Source organism: Streptomyces sp. NPDC050856 (genome assembly GCF_040653855.1).
In the GTDB taxonomy this organism is placed as follows: domain Bacteria; phylum Actinomycetota; class Actinomycetes; order Streptomycetales; family Streptomycetaceae; genus Streptomyces.
In genome coordinates this window covers 154515-173575 of the sequence record NZ_JBFAGV010000009.1, presented here as the reverse complement: position 1 = coordinate 173575, position 19061 = coordinate 154515, and the positions used below count along the sequence as shown (strand labels likewise).

General features: G+C 74.8%; 18 protein-coding genes, 1 pseudogene and 1 riboswitch. Of the genes and pseudogenes, 6 read left to right on the top strand and 13 right to left on the bottom strand.

What is annotated here, in order from left to right; all coding sequences use genetic code 11:
- Positions 1 to 140 precede the first annotated feature (140 nt).
- The 9 genes from AB0H53_RS11685 to AB0H53_RS11645 all read right to left on the bottom strand — a co-directional run bounded on the left by AB0H53_RS11685 (position 141) and on the right by AB0H53_RS11645 (position 9733).
- Positions 141 to 875, bottom strand: coding sequence for a DJ-1/PfpI family protein (locus tag AB0H53_RS11685; protein WP_362110124.1), 735 nt, complete (start codon positions 873 to 875; stop codon positions 141 to 143).
- A gap of 274 nt (positions 876 to 1149) precedes the next feature.
- A complete protein-coding gene (locus tag AB0H53_RS11680) occupies positions 1150 to 1758 on the bottom strand; it encodes a DJ-1/PfpI family protein (protein WP_362110122.1) in 609 nt (202 codons plus the stop codon).
- Positions 1759 to 1885: 127 nt separating this feature from the next.
- Positions 1886 to 2641 (bottom strand): DJ-1/PfpI family protein, encoded by a 756-nt coding sequence (locus AB0H53_RS11675; protein ID WP_362110120.1) that lies wholly within the window; start codon positions 2639 to 2641, stop codon positions 1886 to 1888.
- Between the two features lie 192 nt (positions 2642 to 2833).
- On the bottom strand, positions 2834 to 3787 hold the full coding sequence (locus AB0H53_RS11670; RefSeq protein ID WP_362110119.1) for a helix-turn-helix domain-containing protein: 954 nt from the start codon (positions 3785 to 3787) through the stop codon (positions 2834 to 2836).
- Between the two features lie 203 nt (positions 3788 to 3990).
- Entirely contained in the window at positions 3991 to 4836 is an 846-nt protein-coding gene (locus AB0H53_RS11665) for an ATP-binding cassette domain-containing protein (protein WP_362110117.1), read from the bottom strand.
- Positions 4833 to 5582 carry a cobalt ECF transporter T component CbiQ gene (gene cbiQ / locus AB0H53_RS11660; protein WP_362110115.1) on the bottom strand — a complete coding sequence of 250 codons (750 nt, stop codon included), beginning with the start codon at positions 5580 to 5582 and terminating at the stop codon, positions 4833 to 4835. Before cbiQ ends, AB0H53_RS11665 begins: the two co-directional genes overlap by 4 nt.
- 11 nt (positions 5583 to 5593) lie before the next feature.
- Positions 5594 to 6016 (bottom strand): energy-coupling factor ABC transporter substrate-binding protein, encoded by a 423-nt coding sequence (locus AB0H53_RS11655; protein ID WP_362110113.1) that lies wholly within the window; start codon positions 6014 to 6016, stop codon positions 5594 to 5596.
- Positions 6013 to 6705: an energy-coupling factor ABC transporter permease gene (locus AB0H53_RS11650; RefSeq protein ID WP_362110111.1), complete on the bottom strand. Its 693-nt coding sequence runs from the start codon at positions 6703 to 6705 to the stop codon at positions 6013 to 6015. The genes AB0H53_RS11655 and AB0H53_RS11650 overlap by 4 nt, the downstream gene beginning before the upstream one ends.
- Before the next feature lie 28 nt (positions 6706 to 6733).
- Positions 6734 to 6955, bottom strand: a riboswitch (cobalamin riboswitch).
- A gap of 135 nt (positions 6956 to 7090) precedes the next feature.
- Positions 7091 to 9733, bottom strand: coding sequence for a hypothetical protein (locus tag AB0H53_RS11645; protein ID WP_362110109.1), 2643 nt, complete (start codon positions 9731 to 9733; stop codon positions 7091 to 7093).
- Between the two features lie 899 nt (positions 9734 to 10632).
- Here AB0H53_RS11645 and AB0H53_RS11640 point away from each other — a divergent pair.
- The gene (locus tag AB0H53_RS11640) at positions 10633 to 11577 is read left to right on the top strand and encodes a nucleoside hydrolase (RefSeq protein WP_362110107.1); all 945 of its coding nucleotides are present in this window, start codon (positions 10633 to 10635) and stop codon (positions 11575 to 11577) included.
- Between the two features lie 311 nt (positions 11578 to 11888).
- Here AB0H53_RS11640 and AB0H53_RS11635 read toward each other — a convergent pair whose 3' ends face one another.
- From AB0H53_RS11635 to AB0H53_RS11625, 3 genes are all read right to left on the bottom strand, one after another.
- Entirely contained in the window at positions 11889 to 12092 is a 204-nt protein-coding gene (locus tag AB0H53_RS11635; RefSeq protein WP_362110105.1) for a cold-shock protein, read from the bottom strand.
- A 372-nt stretch (positions 12093 to 12464) separates the two neighbouring features.
- On the bottom strand, positions 12465 to 12905 hold the full coding sequence (gene yidD / locus AB0H53_RS11630) for a membrane protein insertion efficiency factor YidD (RefSeq protein ID WP_362110103.1): 441 nt from the start codon (positions 12903 to 12905) through the stop codon (positions 12465 to 12467).
- A gap of 102 nt (positions 12906 to 13007) precedes the next feature.
- Entirely contained in the window at positions 13008 to 14261 is a 1254-nt protein-coding gene (locus AB0H53_RS11625) for a glutamate--cysteine ligase (RefSeq protein WP_362110101.1), read from the bottom strand.
- Positions 14262 to 14495: 234 nt separating this feature from the next.
- On the opposite strand from AB0H53_RS11625, the gene AB0H53_RS11620 reads away from it, so the two are divergent.
- The gene (locus tag AB0H53_RS11620; protein ID WP_362110099.1) at positions 14496 to 14744 is read left to right on the top strand and encodes a hypothetical protein; all 249 of its coding nucleotides are present in this window, start codon (positions 14496 to 14498) and stop codon (positions 14742 to 14744) included.
- A 244-nt stretch (positions 14745 to 14988) separates the two neighbouring features.
- Positions 14989 to 15168, top strand: a complete 180-nt coding sequence (locus tag AB0H53_RS11615) for a hypothetical protein (RefSeq protein WP_362110097.1) — start codon at positions 14989 to 14991, stop codon at positions 15166 to 15168.
- A gap of 89 nt (positions 15169 to 15257) precedes the next feature.
- On the opposite strand, the gene AB0H53_RS11610 is transcribed toward AB0H53_RS11615, so the two are convergent.
- Entirely contained in the window at positions 15258 to 16184 is a 927-nt protein-coding gene (locus AB0H53_RS11610; protein WP_362110095.1) for a UbiA family prenyltransferase, read from the bottom strand.
- A gap of 93 nt (positions 16185 to 16277) precedes the next feature.
- Between AB0H53_RS11610 and AB0H53_RS11605 the strand changes: the two genes are divergently transcribed.
- The 3 genes and pseudogenes from AB0H53_RS11605 (at position 16278) to AB0H53_RS11595 (ending at position 19009) form a co-directional block, all read left to right on the top strand.
- Entirely contained in the window at positions 16278 to 17342 is a 1065-nt protein-coding gene (locus AB0H53_RS11605; RefSeq protein WP_362110093.1) for a 3-oxoacyl-[acyl-carrier-protein] synthase III C-terminal domain-containing protein, read from the top strand.
- Between the two features lie 24 nt (positions 17343 to 17366).
- Positions 17367 to 17867: pseudogene (locus tag AB0H53_RS11600) on the top strand (isoprenylcysteine carboxyl methyltransferase family protein); the annotation flags it as partial.
- 125 nt (positions 17868 to 17992) lie between these two features.
- Positions 17993 to 19009: an NAD(P)/FAD-dependent oxidoreductase gene (locus AB0H53_RS11595; protein WP_362110091.1), complete on the top strand. Its 1017-nt coding sequence runs from the start codon at positions 17993 to 17995 to the stop codon at positions 19007 to 19009.
- Positions 19010 to 19061: the final 52 nt, after the last annotated feature.

Below are 19061 nucleotides of genomic sequence, written 5' to 3'. Positions count from 1 at the left end.
GCGGCGGACGGTGGGCATGAGTGCGCGTACTCATCCCGACGTGGGTAGCGGGGCCCCGCCGCCGGGTCGCCCGGGCCCCCGCGACCGGGGGTCCGGGACGCCGGCCCGGTCCGGGGCGCGGGCGGTGGCTCGTACGCCGGTCAGTCCCGGTTCCGCTCCGCTCTCCACACGGTGCCGCGCGCTTCGTATTCGAGCATCTGCTCGATGTTGATCGCCGCTTCGGCGCCCAGTTCACGGCGGACCAGCCACAGGGCGAGGTCCAGGCCCGAGGTGACGCCGCCGGCGGTGACCAGGTCACCGTCGTCGACGACGCGGGCGTTCTTGAGCACACCGCCCTGCTTCTCGAGGTCGGCACGCGCCCGGTGGTGGGTGGTGCAGGGGCGTCCCCGGGTCAGTCCGGCGGCCGACAGCAGCATCACCCCGGTGCACAGGGCGCTGATGGTGAGGCCCTCGCGGCGCGCGGCGGACAGGGCCCGGGGAAGGACACCGTGCCGGATCTCCGCCCGGACACCCGGCTCGTCAGGGCGCGCGTACCCGCCGCCGGGCACCACCAGGACGTCCGCCTCACTGGGCGCCCAGCGGTGGTCCACGCGCACCTGTGTCCCGTACGCGCAGGTGACGGCGCGGGCGCCGGTCGCGCTGACGTAGCGGACATCGACCGTGCGGTCGGTGAAGTAGCCGGATGCCGAGAACACCTCGTAGGGCGAGACGAAGTCGAGTTCCTCCACACCGTCGAACAGCACGACGTGTACGCGCAGGGGTCCTCCGGGACGGGGGGCGCGAGGTGGCGTCGCGGCGGCGCGGTCCGCCGTGCCGGCGGCCAGTGTCGCGGCACCGAGTGCCGTCGAGGTGCGCAGCAGGGTTCGTCGCTTCATGTCATACCTCTCTTCGCGCGGCTGGGCGCGACAGCGATGGGGTGGGGGACGGGCGGGGCATCGGCGCCGGGCCCGGAGTCGCTCGGCCCTGCCGGTCAGGGGGCGACACCGGCCCGGCGGGCGGGCGGGCGCGGGAGGCGGACCCGCCCGGTGGTCCGGGAGGCGGGGCGCGGCGGCGCCACCGGCGCCGGCCGACCGCGCGGTCGACGGCGGCGCCGCGCGGCGGCGGGCGCGGTGACCGCGTGGCCCCGGCCGGCACCGGGCCGACGGCCGGTCAGCGGGCGAGCGGCTCGTCCGCGAGGTAGGGGGGCGCGGGGTCGTACTGCAGGGTGCGCCGTACGGAGCGGGCATGGTCCCGGCCGTGCAACTGGCCGACGAGCCAGAGGGCGCTGTCGATGCCGGCCGAGACTCCCTGGCTGGTGAGCAGGTTGCCGTCGACGACGTAGCGGGCGTCGCGCACGACGGTGACGTCACCGCGCGCCTCGAGTTCGTCGTTGTGCTGCCAGTGCGTCGCCACCCGGCGTCCCCGGGCCGGCCCGGCGGCATGCAGCAGGAACGCTCCGGTGCAGACTCCCACGACCCACGCGCTCCGCGCGGAGGTCTCCGCTATCCAGTCGGTGACCCGCCGGTTGTGCGGCTCGGTCTCCCTGGCCCCGCGGCCGCCCGGGACGAGCAGCACGTCCAGTGCTGGATGGTTGTCGAGGGTGTGGTCCGGCAGGACCCGCATGCCCTTGGCGCAGCGCACCGGGGCGTCCCGCTCGGAGATGAGCACGGTGTCGTCGGCGCCGTCGCGCAGGGCGGAAGAGGTGGTCAGTACTTCCCAGGGGCCGGCGAAGTCGAGTTCCTCCGCGGTGTCGAAGAGGAGGATGCCGTACGTCGTCATGGGTGGTCGCTCCGGTCTCAGCGGGGTGGGTGGTGGGGGAGGCCCCCCGGGGCGCGGGCCGCCCCCGAGAGGGCCGCGTCCAGGTGTGTGGCCCGGTCCGGCCTTTTCCGGCCTGATCGAGACACCCCTAGGCGTGCCAGACGGTGCCACGGCGCTCGTACTCGAGAACTTCCTCGGCGAACACGGCCGTCTCCGGTCCGAAGAAGCGCTCGACCAGCCACAGCCCCAGGTCGATGCCCGAAGTGACCCCGCCGCAGGTGACCAGGTCACCGTCGTCGACGACCCGGCCGCCGACGACCCGGCCGCCCTGGGCCTTGAGGTCCGCCACGGCGATGTGGTGGGTGGTGCACGGCCGGCCGGCGGTGAGCCCGGCGGCGGACAGCAGCATCGTGCCGCTGCACACCGCGCCCAGCACCAGGCCGGGACGCCGGGCGGCGGCCAGTGCCCGGGGCAGCACCCCGCGCCGTACCTCCCGCTGGAGCCCGGACCCGGCACCGTACCCGCCACCGGGCACGAGGATCAGATCGGCCGAACGCGGCGACCAGGGGGTACGGCAGACGATCTCCATACCGGTGGCCGTCGTCACGGTGCGGGGCCCGTCGACGGACACGAACGACTGCGCCGCCAACTCCGCCCCGACGATGCCGAACACCTCGATGTGACCGGCGAAGTCCTGCTCCTCCACCCCGTCGTAGAGCACGGTGTGCACGCGCAGCGGTCCACCGCGCCGACGGGCGGACGCACCGGCGGACGTGGCCGTGGACGCGGAGTACGCCGCCGCGCGGGCCGATGCCGCGGCGTTCGGTGCCGCGCCCGCCAGACCGGCGCCGGCCGCCACGGCGGCGCCGGTGCGCAGCATCTCTCGTCTGGGGACAGGGGACATGTGGTTCCTCCGGAAGGGCCTCGGGCGCGGCGCCCGGGCCGCCCGCGGGCGTCGCGGGCGGCCCGGGCTGTGCGGACGCGTCCAGTCTTCCGGCGGGTGGTGACCGGCGACAGTGGCACCAGTGCCGATGAGGCGCAAGATGCTGCCAGGGCCCGGCCGCCGCACCGGGAGACAGCCGGAGGGGCCGTGTGGTCAGGGCCGCACCCGGAAGGCCGCCCGGTAGGCGGAGGGCGTGGTCCCCACCTGGCGCGCGAAGTGATGGCGGAGCGTTTCGACGGATCCGAACCCGGTGGCCTCCGCCACGAGCCGCACGGGGACCTCGGTGGTCTCCAGCAGTTCCCGCGCGCGCTGCAGACGGTGGGCCAGCAGCCACCGCAGAGGGGTACTGCCGGTCTGGGCCTGGAAGTGCCGTGCCAGGCTGCGCTTGCTCATCATGGCGTGCGCGGCGATGTCGGCGACCGTCAGCGGTTCGTGCAGCCTGTCCCGCATCCACTGCATCGTGTCACCGAGGTCGGCCGAATCGGACTCCGGAACCCGGTAGTCGATGAACTGCGCCTGCCCGCCGGTGCGTTGCGGGGCCATGACCATCAGGCGGGCGACGTCGGCGGCCATCGCCGCGCCGTAGTCGCGGCGCACCAGGTGCAGACACAGGTCGAGACCCGCCGCTACCCCCGCCGAGGTCAGCACCCGCCCCTCGTCGACGAACAGCACCGACGGATCGACGTGTGCCCCCGGGTACTCCCTGGCCAGCGCCTCGGCGAACCGCCAGTGCGTCGTCGCGCGCCGTCCTTCCAGCAGCCCCGCCCGGGCGAGCACGAAGGCCCCCGTGCAGATGGAAGCCACCCGCGCCCCCCGGCCGGCCGCCTCCGCCAGCAGCCGCACGGCCCGCTGGTGCGGCTCCCGTTCCGCCGGAACACCGGGAACGACGACGGTGTCCGCGTCGAGGGCGTCATCCCACCGGTACGCGGAGGAGAGCCGGAACGGCTGTGCCGGACCGGCCGCCGCCGTCACCGTGTCCTCGGCGCAGACCCGCACCTCGTAGGCCGGCTCTCCGTCCGGGTGCGCCGCGAACGCGAACACCTGGCAGGGAATGGCCAGGTCGAAAGCCGATACGGAGTCGAGCGCCAGAACCGCAACCACATGCATACGACCGGACCCTATGACAACGGCTCAACCGCATCACCACCGCCAACGCGTGGGTGAGCGACGCCGTCCCGGCCGGCCGCCCCGGCACCGGGCAGGAGGGCTGCGTCGCCGTCCGGGACGATCCGTCCCGGCGCCCGCCTCGGCGGTGGCGGGCGCCCCCCACCCGCCACCGCCCCGGCCGCCGGTGCGGGGAGCGGCGGGCACTAGCCGCCCCGTACCGCCGCGGCCCAGGTCTCCAGCTCCTCGGGGGTACGCGGCCCGGGGTCGCCGGCGCCCAGCAGGCCCCGTTCGCGCAGCACCCGCGCCACCGCCATGCCCCACGGCCTGCGCAGCCGCGCCGCGTCCAGCAGCTCCTGGTCCGCCAGCAGTTCCGCGACCGGGCCGGTGCGCAGGCCGTCCGGGGACAGCACCGCCGCGTCGTCGGCCCAGCGCAGCGCCAGGTCCACGTCGTGCGTGGCCATCACCACCGTGGTCCCGGCCGCGCGCAACCGGTCCAGGACGTCGAGCAGCCGCTCCTGTCCGTGGGGGTCCAGGCCGGCCGTCGGCTCGTCCAGGATCAGCACCCGGGGCCGCATGGCGACCGCGCCCGCGATGGCCGCCCGCTTGCGCTGCCCGTACGAGAGCAGGTGCGTCGGCCGGTCCTCCAGCGCCACGATGTCCAGCGCCTCCAGTGCCTCACGCACCCGGTCCCGCACCTCCGCCTCGGCCAGGCCGAGGTTCATCGGCCCGAACGACACGTCCTGCCCCACCGACGCGGCGAACAGCTGGTCGTCCGGGTCCTGCACGACGAGCTGCACCGTCGTCCGCAGCCGGGTCAGCCCCGCCCTGTCGTACGAGACGTCCTTACCGGCCAGCCGCAGCCGCCCGCTCGCGCACTTCAGCCCACCGCTGAGCAGCCGCAGCATGGTGGTCTTGCCGCTGCCGTTGCGGCCCAGCAGGGCGATGGCACGCCGTTCCGGTACGGCGAAGTCGACGCCCCGCAGCACGGCGGGCCCGTCCTCGTAGGCGTATCCCGCGCCGACGAGCTCCACGACGGGGGACGGATTCATGGCAGGAACCTTTCGAGTACGAGAGTGAGGGCGACGAGTCCGGCGAGCAGTGCCCCGCTGGCGCCCAGGAACCGGCGGTCCACCGTCGCCGGGGGTACCAGCACCCGCAGCGTCCCGTCGTAACCGCGCCCCGCCAGGCCGCTCTGCAGCCGCGCCGCCCGGTCGAAGGCGCGCACGAAGGCCGTCGATCCCAGCCCCGCGAGGGACCGCCAGGCGGCCGCCCGGCCGGTCAGCCCGAGCCGGGCCGCCTGCGCCTGCCGGATGCGCGCGACGGAGTCGAGCAGCAGGAAGCTGATCCGGTACATCACCAGGGCCACGTCGACGACCGGCGCGGGCACTCCCGCCCGCACCAGCCGGGGCAGTACGTCGGAGACCGGCGTGGTGAACGCGAACAGCAGCACCCCCAGCGAGGCCGCCGACGTGCGCAGCAGCAGGTTTCCCGCCTGCACCGGTCCGTCCGGCGCCGGTGTCACCCACCCGTCCGCCCCGCCCACCTGGAACAGCAGCGGGACCGCGCCCGTCACACAGAACCCGAGCGGCACCCGCCACGCCCGCCACAGCCGGCGTGGCGCCACCCCGGCCGGGCCCAGCAGGACGGCCAGCGCGGCGGCCGCGACGAGCACGGCACCGGGCCACGGCGGCAGGGAGACCGCGCACAGGGTCAGGCCGAAGCCCAGCACGGCCTTCTCGCAGGGATGACGGCGGCGCCAGCGGCTGCTGTGCGCCGCCGCGTCGATCGGCAGCATTCCCGGCCCGGCTAGGCGGAGGGCCGCCGGGCACCGGCCCCGGTGCCGCCTCCTGTACCGGTGCCGGCTCCCGTACCGGCCCCGGCTCCGGTGCCGCTGTCCGTGCCGGTGCCCGCGCCGCCCCCGGCGAGCGCCCGCTCCGCACCCTGCCGACGGCCCTTGCGCAGCCCGAAGTAGTACGCCAGCACCCCGGCCCCGAGGGCGGCCTGCACCGCGAACAGGGCCGACTCGACCTCGCCCGACGGCGGCTCGTACAGGGGGGTGAACCACGGCTCGTAATCCGGCTCCAGCTCGGTGATCGCCGTCTCCGCCTGGGCGTCCGCGCCCGCGAACGGCTCCTCCTTGTGGTCGCCCATGCCCAGCGCGAGGGGCAGGACGGCCAGCGCGACGACGACGAGCACCAGCAGCGTGTTGATCTTGGCGTTACGGCTCATCGGGCCACGGCCTCCTTCTTCTTCCCGTTCACCAGGAGCACCCCGAGGCGGGTCAGCTCACCCTTGCTGGACTGGATCAGCAGCCGCATCACCAGCACGGTGAGCAGCCCCTCGCTGACCGCCAGCGGGATCTGCGTGACCGCGAAGATCCCCAGGAACTTCGCCAGCGAGCCGGCGATGCCGGTCGCCGGGTCGGGGAACGCCAGCGCGAGCTGCACACTGGTCACGCAGTACGTGGACAGATCGGCGACGAAGGCCCCGAAGAACACGCCGACCATCAGCGGCACACCGGACGCCCGCAGCAACCGGTACACCCCGTACCCCGCCCACGGCCCGACGACCGCCATGGAGAAGGCGTTGGCGCCCAGTGTGGTCAGCCCGCCGTGCGCCAGCAGCAGCGCCTGGAAGAGCAGGGTGATGGTGCCCAGGACCGCCATGACCGGCGGCCGGAACAGGATGGCGCCCAGACCCGTGCCGGTAGGGTGGGAGCAACTGCCCGTCACCGACGGGATCTTCAGGGCGGACAGCACGAAGGTGAACGCGCCGGACGCGCCGAGCAGGAGCGTCGACTCGGGGTTCGCCTTGACCTCCCGGGTCAGCGCCCGGACGCCGTGGGCGACGAAGGGGGCGGCCGCGACGCCCCAGGCGGCGGCGTGTATCGGGGGCAGATAGCCCTCGGCGATATGCATGATGGGGAGACCCTCTCCAGCACCTCGTGGATGGACAACGCGCCCTGGCCGGTCTCCTGGCTGACGGGTCATGCCGCCGCGACTCCGCCTTCCCGGACGCTGCGGTCTCCCGCGGCGGTCCAGTGGCTTCCCGGGGGATGGAGCCGGACTTCCCGATCACAGTGGCGAGGGCCGCACCGGTACTTCACCGGTTTCCCGTACACCAAGGCCCTGCGACACTAGTGGTTTGACCAGGTACATCACAACCCGCGCACGCACCGGCGCGCGGTCCGGCCCCACGCCCCCCGATCAACCCTCGCGGCAGCCGTACGCCTCGGTGCGCCGCCGCCACCGCCCGGGTCGGCCCCTGGCGGGCCGGTACCCCGGCCGCCGCCCGCCGGGATTCTCACTGCCTGCCCTTCTCCGGGGGCGGGCACCACCGACTCTGGCGCAGACCACCCCGCTTGCCGCAGAAACCGACCTGCCGGGGCGGCTTCTCGCCGTCGACGTGCTGCACCGAGATCAGCTTGTCGAGGGGGATCTGCCGGTCCACCACTCCACCGAAGTCGATCCTCCCGCTCTCCCCGTCCAGGGCCGCGCCGCCGTGGATGCTGCTCAGTGAGTGCCACACCGCGGGCGCGGTGAGCGGCAGGTCGGGAGCCGTGTCCTGGAGCTGCCCCAGTGCCTTCACGTACAGGTTCACCGCGTCGAACGCGAGGGAGGCGTGCCCGTCCAGTGAGGTGTTCGCGAGCTGCTCGCACTCCGTGGGGAACAGTTTCCGCATGGTGCTGTAGAGATCGCTCTCACTGTCGCAGGAGGCCGACCCCAGGGTGAAGTCGAGGAAGTCGAACGGCACCTTGGGGAAGGCGCTGCGCCGTACCGGGTCGGCGGCGAGCCGTGCCACGTCGTCACCGCCCAGCAGAGCCGGCGGATCCGATCCGCACGCGGAGTTCACCCCCGACAGCAGGGTCTCGAAGTCCTCCGACCGGCCCGCGAAGAAGACCAGTCCCTGATACCCGCAGGCCCGTTCCCCCACGGTCCGCGCCCCTGGCCGGCCCGCTGCCTCCGGCGGCGCTGGTGAGGGTTTGTAGCCCTGTTGCTCCACCGGGAAACCGGCGGCGGCGAACGCCGCGGCCGCGTCGTCCCGCAGGTTCTCGCTGTACTCGTCGGTCGGGTCGGCGGAGTAGACGACCCGGACCTGGCGGCGCGGCAGTCGCGCGCGGCCCAGGGAGGACGCGTACGCCGCGGCGACCGTGGCCTCGCGGCGGTTCTGCGGCGACACCTGGTAGTACATGGGCGAGTGGTCGTCGAGCGTGTCGGCCGAGAGCGTCGTCGCCACCATCGGCAGTCCGATGCGGGTCAGCTCCTTTATCGTGGTGATCGTCGCCTTCCGGCTCTGATCGAGCCCGGTCACTCCCACGATGGACGGGTCGCGCCGCATCATCCGCTCCACCGTGCCGACGACCTTCGGCCCGAAGCGCATCCCCGACCCGGCGCTCGCCGGGTAGACGCGCAGCAGCGGATCGGTGGCTCCCCTCTTGTCCAGCTGGCGCCGCTGCGCGCTCGCCGCGCCCTGCAGCGCCTCCCGCACGTACGCGAGCGCGTTCGGTGCCTGCCCGGAGCTGCTGAGCAGGGCCGAGAGGTGCACCAATGTCACCACGGGCCGCCGCTTGAACCTCCGGTGGATCCCGTCGACCTCGTCGTTCTGCCTGGCGATCACCCGCAGGGCGTTCTGCAGGGCCTTGTCCGTGGTCCCGAACGCGTAGCCGTTCGGCGCCACTCCGACGCACTCGCCGGTGCTCTGCCGTTCCAGGGTGGCCGCGTCGGGGTCCGAGCGGCTCAGCCCGCAGTGCCGCTGCTCCCACCGGTCCTCGGCGACCGGGTTGACCAGGCCGACGATCCCGCCTCCCAGGAGCGCCACGGCGACCAGGGCGGCGACCACCGTCACCCAACGCCTCGCCCAGCGGGGCGGTGGATCGACCTCCAGTTGCCTGGCCGGCCCCAGCTGGTCCAAGTGCAGTTGGTAGGCGGTGTCGCCCGGCGGCAGCGGCGCCGGCACATCGACCACCAGGTACCAGACGTCGGCCGTCCGGCTCCGCCCCGCCTCGTGGAACCAGTGCCGCCAGATGCCGTGGACATCCACCGACAGGGGCCTGCGGACGAGCCCTTCGAAGCCGGAACCGTCGCCGGCGCAGACGACCAGCAGCGGATCGAACACACCGGTCTCGTTGCGTACGTCGATGATCGACCTGATCAGCCCGGTACCGCAGTTCTCGTCGCTCACGTCCCGGAGGAACGCCACGCAGTAGGACGTGCGGCGCGCGGCCCGCCGCCGCCAGAACCGCCGCCGGTAGGCCACCCTGAGATCTTCCAGGAAGGCGTTGACCATCAGCTTGCCGACCTGTTCGGGGTTCTCCCGTCCCCAGCGGGGCTGCGTCAGGCGCATGGCGAACCCGGCGAAGGTCCCCGGGTCACGTGGCGCCATGTAGGGCTGGCGCATCAACCACCGGTATTCGGCGCCCAGTCCGCGCCACGCGCGGAACCAGACGATGGGAAACACGTGCAGGCCCAGGACCAGCGCCCACCAGGGCACCTGTCCCTGTACGGACACCTCGGTGTCCGGGCTGCGCAGCACACCGAACAGACGCCTGCGCATGAACTCCCGGTCACGCAGTCTGCGCAGCAGCTCCCGGTCGTGCTGGGGGTCGGCCTCCTCCCCGGTGTAATTCGACTCCAGCAGCCAGTTGACGAGACCGAACCGGCGGAACCTGACCCGTCCGTCGCTGCCGTTGCTCGCGGATGAATACTCCTGTGCCAGTGCGACGAGAACGCGCCGGTAGAATTCGATGGGCTGCCAGTCGGCGTCCAGATCAGCACGCTCCCGGGCCACCTCTTCGCGCAGCCGCGACGTCTGGATGAACTCGTGCGGAATGCGAACGGGCCGCGCCCGCCCCAGGGACGACTTGATGTCGTCGACCAGCGCCTGCTGGTCAGGGCCTATCAGGCAGACCACCGGAAGCCCGCTCCGGCCGGGAACGCCTTCCGGCAATTCTCCTTTCCTCGGCCGGCGGACGAGTCTGTTCAGTAAGCTGAATACTTTGTCGGCGTTCTCGAAGACGGATACCATGGTCTCCCCGTTGACCTGGCTGACGGCGTGCCGATGTGCTGTCGCAGCCATTCCACGTTACCGTCCGACGCCGAATGTTCACCCGGTCGTCCGCGAATCCCTCCACTCCACCCGGCCCCGGCGCCCCGTTCCCCGACGGCGCCGGGCACCCTCGCGCGCCCGGGCGCGGCGACGACCGGCGCGCTTCGGCAGCGTCGCGGGGTGAGTTGGCCTGTTCCGGCGGGGGTGGTGCGCGGCCGGCGGTGGTGGGGCCGCACCACGGGCGGATCGCGTCCGGCTCCGGGACGCACCAACCGGTTTCGGTCATCACTCTGTTGCCTGGCCGAAACTGGTGCCATGCTGTGGCGCCTGGCCCCATCGCCCCGGTGAGGGGTACAGGGCCCCGCCCGCACGCTGCCGCCCGGGCGGGGCCGCCTCCCCTCGGGAGGGTCGACGCCCGCCCGTGTCCCGATCCGGTAACCCGCGCCCGGCCGTCGCCGGACCTGTCCAGGCTGGCGGCTCCGCCGGGCCCGATGTCGGGGGGTGCCCGGCCGTACCGTGAGGGACATTCGTGCTCCGTACCCGTACCGCAGCCGCCGCCGTGACCGTGGCGGCCTTCGCCGGCCTGATAGCCCTGCCCGCCCCCGCGCAGGCCGCCGGCCATGCGGCACAGTCTCCCAGCCGCGCTCCTCGCCGGCACCGCGCCCCTGGCCCGGCCCCGGTCGTCGCCGGTGCCGTACCGGAAACGCTTCCCCGAACGGCCGGCGCCGTCCGTGACACGGCGGCCGGAAAGCGGCAGCGTGGGGAGCACGGAGCGCGGCCCCCACCCGAAGGAGACGTCCATGCCCCTGCCCGTGATCCTGGACTGCGACCCCGGGCACGACGACGCCTTCACCATCATGCTGGCCGCCGCCCACCCCGCCGTCGAACTGCTCGCCATCACCACCGTCGCGGGAAACGCGACGATCGAGAAGACCACCCTCAACGCCCGCCGGATCTGCACCGTCGCCGGGATCGAGGGCGTGCCCGTCAGCGCCGGCCTGGGGCGTCCGCTGTGCGGGACGGGCCTGGTGGCCGGGAACATCCACGGTGAGTCCGGCCTGGACGGCCCGGGGTTCGGCGAGCCGACCGTACCGCTCGACCCGCGTGACGCCGTGACGCTCATCCGCGAGACGCTGCTGGCCCATCCGGTCCCGGTGACGCTGGTGCCCACCGGGCCGCTCAGCAATGTCGCGGCCTTCCTGCTCGCCCACCCGGCCCTCGCCGCCGAGCGGGTCGAGCGGATCGTGCTGATGGGCGGTTACACCGGGCGCGGGAACCGCACGCCCGCCGCCGAGTTCAACATCGCCGCCGACCCCGAGGCCGCCGACATCGTGTTCTCCAGCGGCCTGCCCGTCACGATGATCGGACTGAACGTCAGCCACCAGGTACCGGCCACTGCCGATGTGCTGGACCGTCTCGACGCGCTCGGTACGCCGCTGGCGCGGTTGTGCGCCGAGCTGCTGACGTTCTTCGGCACCACCTACCGTGAGGTCTTCGGCCTCACCGCGCCGCCGCTGCACGATCCGCTGACGGTGGCCCACCTCGTCGCCCCCGGCCTGGTCACCCTGGTGAGGGCCCCGGTCGCCGTCGAGCTGACCGGCACCCATACCCGGGGCGCCACGGTCGTCGACCTCGACGGAGTCACCGGCCGCCCCGCCAACGCCGACGTCGGCATCGGTGTGGACGCCCCCGCCTACTGGGACCTGATCATCGAAGCCGTACGCACGCTCGGCTCCGCCCGGTGACGCCCCCGGCGGACGCCGGCGCGTCCACGGCATCCGCTACGACAACGGGGCGCCGGCGCGTCATGGCGGTCGTCGGCGTGCGGCTGATCCCCGAGGACGAGCGGCCGGGGTGCTAACGGATCGTCCGGTCGGACCGAGCCGGGCGACGTGTCCGGGGCGGCGACCTGCCCGGCGAACGGCCGGCCCGGCCGGGCGACATGTCCGGGCGACCTGGCCGGCGCCCTGTCCGGGCCGGCCACGGGCGGAGCGGGCGGGCGGGGAAACGGGCAGGCCCCGGAGCGGTGCTCCGGGGCCTGCCGTGCCGTGCCGGGTCAGGCGGGGGTGATGTTCTCCGCCTGCGGGCCCTTCTGGCCCTGCGTGATGTCGAAGGTCACGGCCTGGCCTTCCTGGAGCTCACGGTAGCCAGTGGAGTTGATGTTGGAGTAGTGCGCGAAGACGTCCGGACCGCCGCCGTCCTGCGCGATGAAGCCGAAACCCTTTTCGGAGTTGAACCACTTGACGGTTCCGCTGGCCATGCTCGTGCCTCTCAGTCGATATCGGATCCGCACCGCGCGGACCCGGAGGTGATCGCCCTGGTCCCGCACTGCACAGCAAAGCGCCCACGCGAGCGCGCGGGCAGGTACTGCGAACCACGACATCTGGGAAACGACGCTACACCGCGGAACGGCCTCTCACCAGAGAGCAACGATCACCAGTTCGGGCTAGTGGCCACCGAACAGCCGGGATGAGCAGCGCCGAAAGGAGCCGCAGCGGCGCCCGAAACGCCAGGGATCTGCTCGTTCGCCCGGCTCCGCCGGCCGCCGGCCCCACCCGGGCGTCCCCGCCCGGCCGTCGCGGGCGACAACCGGTGGCCGAGCCGTCCGGCCCAGGCCGGACGACCCACCGGGTCAGTCGGGCACCGGGTCGCCGAACCCCCGCCGGCGGGCGGCTCCGGGGCGGCAGCGCAACAGCCGGCCCAGGACCAGCCGGCCGCCGCGCAGCGCGCCGTGCCGGCCCAGGGCCTTGACGGCATAGGTGGAGCAACTGGGCGTGTACGGGCAGCAGGCGGGCCGGGCGGGGCTGACCCTGGCCCGGTAGTGGCGGACCGCCTCGTACATGGCGCCGGCCACCCGTCCCGCCGGACGCGGGGCCGCGGGGTCCTCGGCGGACGCGGCGCCCGGCCGCCCGGCCGGCCGGGCCAGGGCGAGGACCAGCACGGCCGGCCACAGGCCGGAACAGGACCGGCCGCAGCAGGCGCAGCCGTCGAGCGCGCCCTCGACGCAGTGCTCGTCCCGCCCGTCGTCCCCCCTGCGCCCGCGCCGCCGCTTCCCGTACCGCTGTCCAGGCATCCCGCCCGCCCCTCCCGACGTCCGACCCGGATGCTACCGGCGGCGCCGGGAGGCCCGGTCAGGGCCCTGCCACGACGGCGGTGACGGAACCGGAACGGCCGGTCAGCCTCCGACCGTTCCGGCCAGACCGGTCAGCTCCGGGCCCGCCGCCCTGGCCGCCGGGCGGGCGGCACGGCGCAGCGCGACCGGCGACATGGTGGGGGAGAGGGGAGCGGACACGAAGGAAGGGGCGGACGGAGCCGGGGCCGGGGACGAACCGAGTGTGGAGCCTCCCCGCGTCTCGGCGGTGATCAGGTCCACGCAGGCGAGCAGGTCCTCCTCGTGGGCCACCCGGCGCAGGCGGTGCGCCGCGCTTCCGTCGGCCAGGGCCCGCTCCGCGAGGTCGCGTACGGTCTGCCAGTCGCCGCAGGCCTCCAGCGCCGGGCGCAGGCGCCGCACCATGTCCCGCACGACGGCGGACGCGGGTGCCGGCATCCGGGTGACCGGGTCGATCAGGTCACCCTCCAGACCGGACCGGGCGGCGCGCCAGGTGGCGGTGCGCAGCCACTCGCGCCGGCCGCCGCCGCAGGCGCACGGGGCGGCACCGTCCTCCAGCCGTGCGGTGGCGTCCGTGACGAGCGCGCGGAACAGTCCCGCGAGCAGCACCACCGTCTCGGCGCGCGGACAGGCGTCGCTGATCCGCAGTTCCAGCGTCCCCAGGTGCGCGGAGGGCCGTACGTCGTAATAGACCATGCCCGGGTCGCTGATGACCCCCGACCGGACCAGCTCGTCCAGCGTCGCGTCGTACTCGGCGGCGCTCTCGAAGCAGCCGGCGGGGCCGGCGGTGGGCCAGCGCTGCCACACCATGGTCCGCCAGCTCGCGTACCCGGTGTCCGAACCGAGCCAGAAGGGGGAGCTGGCGGACAGGGCCAGCAGGACCGGCAGCCACGGCGAGACGGCGCACATGACGCGTACGGCGGTGTCGCGGTCCGGCACGTCCACATGGACCTGGGCACCGCAGATGAGCTGCTCGTCCACGAGGCGCCGGTACTCGTCGGCCATGTGGGCGTAGCGGTCGTCCGCGGTGACTCCGCGCGGCCGGGGGGGGCCCAGCGGAACGGTGCCCGCCGCGGCGACGGCCAGTCCCTGGCGTGCGGCTGCCGCGTCCAGGAGCCGCCGTGACCTGAGCAGGTCGGTGTGCAGGTCCTCCAGCGAGGCGTGGACCCCGCTGTTGGACTCCACCACCGACCGGTGCAGTTCGGCGGTGAACTCCTTGCCGGGCAGCCGGCTCAGGATCGACCCCGCCCGGTCGACCATGACACCGCTCTCCACGTCCACGACGTGGAATTCCTCCTCGACCCCCATGCGTGCTGGCACGGCCACTCCTACCCGGTGACTTCTCGGACGCTCCGCCGTGCCCCGTGGGGCCGGCGAAGCACTGTGCGACGCCTGGTGCCCGGCTTTCCGGCGTCCAACCGGAGCGGACGCGTGTTCGTCGTGTCACACCCGTGTCGCGCGTGTCACGCTCGTGCCGCACCCGTTCGACACCGGTGAGCGGCGCGGGTCCGGGGTACCCGGGGCGGGCGAGCCGACAGAGAGGCGACTTTCGAAATGATCAATGAGAGCCAGGTACGCGAGCTGCTCGAAGCGGCCGACGACGACACCGCACTGGTGCTCCTGGAGGGCCGGGCGCGGGTGCTCGACCCGGCGGAGCTCAGGTCCGACGAACACCGGGGGGCCGCGGTCCTCCTCACCCGTGGCGACCTCGTGGAACGGCTGGGCACCTCGTCACCGGCGGAGCACGACCTGAAGGCCCTCTCGGCGACGCTGCGGACCATGGCCGCGGAACTCGGCGCCTGACCGCGAGCGGTGCCTGGTCCCGGGCGGCGCCCCGGCCTCCGGCGGGCCCGCCCGGGACGGTCTCCCGCCCCCGTCGCGTCCCGGCCCCGGAGTGCCTGTCCCGTGGCCGGGGGCGGGACCGCGGTGGTCCCCGGCCCGCTTCCACCCCGGTCACGGTTTCACCCTCCCGCGCGGGGAACTCGTCCGGTCCCGCTCGTCGGGCGACCGACCGAGCGCCGACACCGACGAGCCCCCAGGAGGAGCCGTGCCAGAGCCAGGTAAGCGGGACGAGCAGGACAAGTCGCCGCTGGAACGTGTCACCGGCGAGAACGACGTCCATCCGGAGGAGGAGCGCGGCGAGCGCGCGGGCGGCGCCGAACGGAGCGGCGGGGGCGGGCCGGGCACCGCGCCCGGGGAGGGGCCGCACGACCCCGACAGCGGCTGACCCACCCGCGGAAGGCCGGCGCGAACCACGGCCCGCCCCGCTCGCGCCGGCTGGTCCGCGCCCGCCCCGACCGGTCACGCGCCACCGGGTCAGGTGATCGACGCGCCCTGCCGCACCAGCAGCGCCACATCGATGCCCGCCACGACGATCGAGGCGAGGAACGGCGCCCCGGCCCGTCGCCGCCCGGCGACCGCGCCGCCCACGGCGACCAGCACGGCCGCCGCCAGGGCGGCCGGACAGGCGGTCCCCGACGCCCCCGGCCGGCCGAGGGCCAGCAGCGCGGAGGCCGCCACCAGCGGGACGGGCAGCAGCAGCCGCGTCCTGGCCGGGCCCAGCCGCTGCGGCCATCCGCGCACCCCGGTGGCCAGGTCCGCACCGATGTCCGGCAGCACATTGCCCAGATGCGCCCCCACGCCCAGCAGGGCCCCGGCGACCCACACCCACCAGGTCGGCCAGGGGCTCCCCGGCAGGCCCAGCGCGACGAACGCGGGCAGCGCGGCGAACCCCACCGCGTACGGCAGCCAGGACAGGGCCGTCCCCTTCAGGCCGAGGTTGTACGCCCATGCCGCGCCGACACCGAGGAGGTGGACGCCGCCGGCGGCCGGTCCGCAGGCGAACGAGAGCGGTACGGCGAGTACCAGCGCCACCACGGCCGCCGCCCGCAGGGCCGGGGCGCTCACCGAGCCGGACACCACCGGTTTGCCGTACCGCCCGGCGGCGCGGTCCCGGCCGGCGTCGACCGCGTCGTTGCTCCAGCCGACGGAGAGCTGCCCCGCGAGGACGGCCGCCGCCACCAGCGCGCAGCCGCCCGTGCCCCGGCCGGCCGTCGCCGCCAGCGCCGTCACCAGCAGGGTGACGGCCACGGCGGGAACGGGGTGGCAGGCCGCCGCCAGCCCGGCGGCGGTACTCCGGCGGCGCGGCGCGCAGGATTGCGCCGGGGCGCCGGCCCCGGTGTCCCGGCGGGCGGCGTCCCCGCCCGCGGCGTTCTCGACGGCGTCCCGACCGGTGGCGTCCACCCGCCGATGGTAGGCATCCAACGGGGGACCGGGCGGTACGACGGCCCGGCGCGGGGGCAGGCATGGGGACCACACCCCCCACCTGGAGCTCGGATGACCCGGATCGCAGCCGTGCACGGAGTCCTCGCCCCGTACCGGCACGCCCAGCGGGACATCACCGACATGGTGGCCCGGCACTGCCTGTCCGAGGGCGCGGACCGGGGCCCGCTGGACCGTCTGCACCGCGGGGTGCGGGTGCGCTCGCGCCACACGGTGCTCCCGCTGGACCGGTACGGCGAACTGGACGACTTCGGCGCGGTCAACGACGCCTTCATCGCCGGTGCCGCGGACCTGGGGGCGGAGGCGGTCACCGGAGCACTGGGCGAGGCGGGACTGTCCCCACGCGATGTGGACCTGCTGGTCTTCACCTCGGTCACCGGTATCGCCGCGCCCTCCGTGGACGCCCGGCTCGCCGGACGGCTGGGGCTGCGCCCGGACGTGAAACGGCTGCCGGTCTTCGGCCTGGGCTGCGTCGCCGGCGCCACGGGGATCGCCCGGCTGCACGACTACCTGCTGGGCCGGCCCGAGCAGGTCGCCGTCCTGCTCTCGGTCGAACTGTGCTCACTGACCTTCCAGCGGGCCGACACCTCCCCGGCCAACCTGGTCGCGACCGCGCTGTTCGGGGACGGCGCCGCCGCCGTCGTCGCCTGCGGCGCGCGGCGGCATCCGCCGGCCGGCACCGGCCCCACCGTGGTGGCGAGCCGCAGCCGCCTCTACCCGGACACCGAACGGCTGCTGGGCTGGGACATCACCGGCGCCGGTTTCCGCGTGGTCCTCGACGCGGCCGTCCCCGACGTGGTGCGCAAGACCCTCGCCGGCGAGGTCGACGGCTTCCTCGCCGACCACGGCCTCCGGCGGCACGACGTGACCGCCTGGGTGAGCCATACCGGTGGCCCGAGGATCCTCGACGCGGTCGCGGAGGCGCTGGACCTGCCGGAGGGCGCGCTCGACGCCAGCCGGCACTCGCTCGCCGAGGCCGGCAACCTCTCGTCGGCCTCCGTGCTGCACGTCCTGCGCGACACGCTGACGGCCGCCCGCCGCCCGCCCGCCGGAACCCCCGGGCTGCTGCTCGCCATGGGGCCCGGCTTCTGCACCGAACTGGTCCTGCTGCGCTGGTAGACACGTGGAAACGGGGAGAGAGCCGTGATGTGGTACGCCGTGCTCGTACTGGCCGTCGGCGCGGAACGCGTGGCCGAGCTCGTGGTCGCGCGCCGCAACGCGCGCTGGAGCCTGGCGCGGGGCGCCGTCGAGTCGGGACGGCGCCACTATCCCGTGATGGTGGCCCTCCACACCGGGTTGCTGGCCGGCTGCCTGGGTGAGGTGTGGGCCCTGGGGCGGCCGTTCCACCCGGTGCTCGGCTGGAGCATGCTCGCGGTGACCGCGGCGGCCCAGGGGCTGCGCTGGTGGTGCGTGCGCACCCTGGGGCCGCGCTGGAACACCCGGGTGCTCGTCCTGCCCGGCCTGCCCCTGGTGTGCGCGGGGCCCTACCGGTGGCTGCGGCACCCCAACTACGTGGCGGTGGTGGCCGAGGGCCTGGCACTGCCGTTGGTGCACGGTGCCTGGCTGACCGCGACGCTCTTCACCGTGGGCAACGCCGCGCTCCTCACCGTGCGCGTCCGCTGCGAGGAACGGGCGCTGGGACGGACGGGGGCCGTGAGGACCCCGGAACCGGTGGCCGGCCGGGCGGCCCGGGCCCCCGCGGCCGGCCCGGCGCAGGACGGCTCCGGGGCGGCGGCCGGCCCCGCGGCGGGGACCGGCGGCGGGCCCAGGTGATCGACGTCCTCGTGGCGGGCGGCGGGCCCGCCGGGCTGGCCACCGCGATCCACGCCGCGCTGAACGGGATGGAGGCGGTGGTGGTCGAGCCGCGGCCCGGGCCCGTCGACAAGGCGTGCGGGGAAGGGGTCATGCCGGGCGGAGTGCGCTCCCTGCGCGCCCTGGGCGTGCACCCGGCCGGCCGGGAGCTGCGCGGCATCCGGTACGTCGACGGACCGCAGATGGCGCAGGCCCACTTCCGGGACGGCGGCGGCCTGGGCGTACGCCGTACCGTCCTGCACGACGCGCTGGCCCGGCGGGCCGCCGAACTCGGGGTGCGGGTGCTGCCCGGCCGGGTCGGCGACGTACGGCAGGGGGCGCGGTACGTGACCGCCGCCGGGCTCACGGCCCGGTGGCTCGTGGCGGCGGACGGTCTGCACTCCCCGGTCCGCCGCGCGGTCGGCCTGGACCTGCCCGACCGCCTGCCCCGGCGGTACGGCCTGCGGCGGCACTACCGCGTGCCGCCCTGGTCGGAGCTGGTGGAGGTGTACTGGTCACGGTACGGCGAGGCCTATGTGACACCGGTCGCCGGCGACCTGGTCGGGGTGGCCGTGCTCAGCACGGCGCGCTGTGACTACGGCACCCACCTGGCCCGGTTCCCCGAACTGGCCGCCCGCCTCGGCGCCGGGACCGCCGTCGGCGGGGTGCGGGGCGCCGGACCCCTGCGGCAACGGGTGCGGGGCCGGACGGCGGGCCGCGTCCTGCTGGTCGGTGACGCGGCCGGGTACGTCGACGCGCTCACCGGCGAGGGCATCGCGCTCGCCCTGGCGTCGGCCGACGCGGCGGTGCGGTGCCTGCGGTCGGGGCGGCCCGGTGACTACGAGCGGGCCTGGCGCCGGCTGTCCCGGCGGCACCGGCTGCTCACCGAGGCGCTGGTCCGGGTCTCCTGCCGGCCGGGCGCCGCCCGTCTGGTGGTGCCGGCGGCCTCGCGCATGGCGCCGCTGTTCACCGCGGCCGTCCACGCCCTCCGGTGACCGTGCCCGCCGCGACGGGCGCTCGCCGGCGGAGAACCGGCGGTCCCGGCCC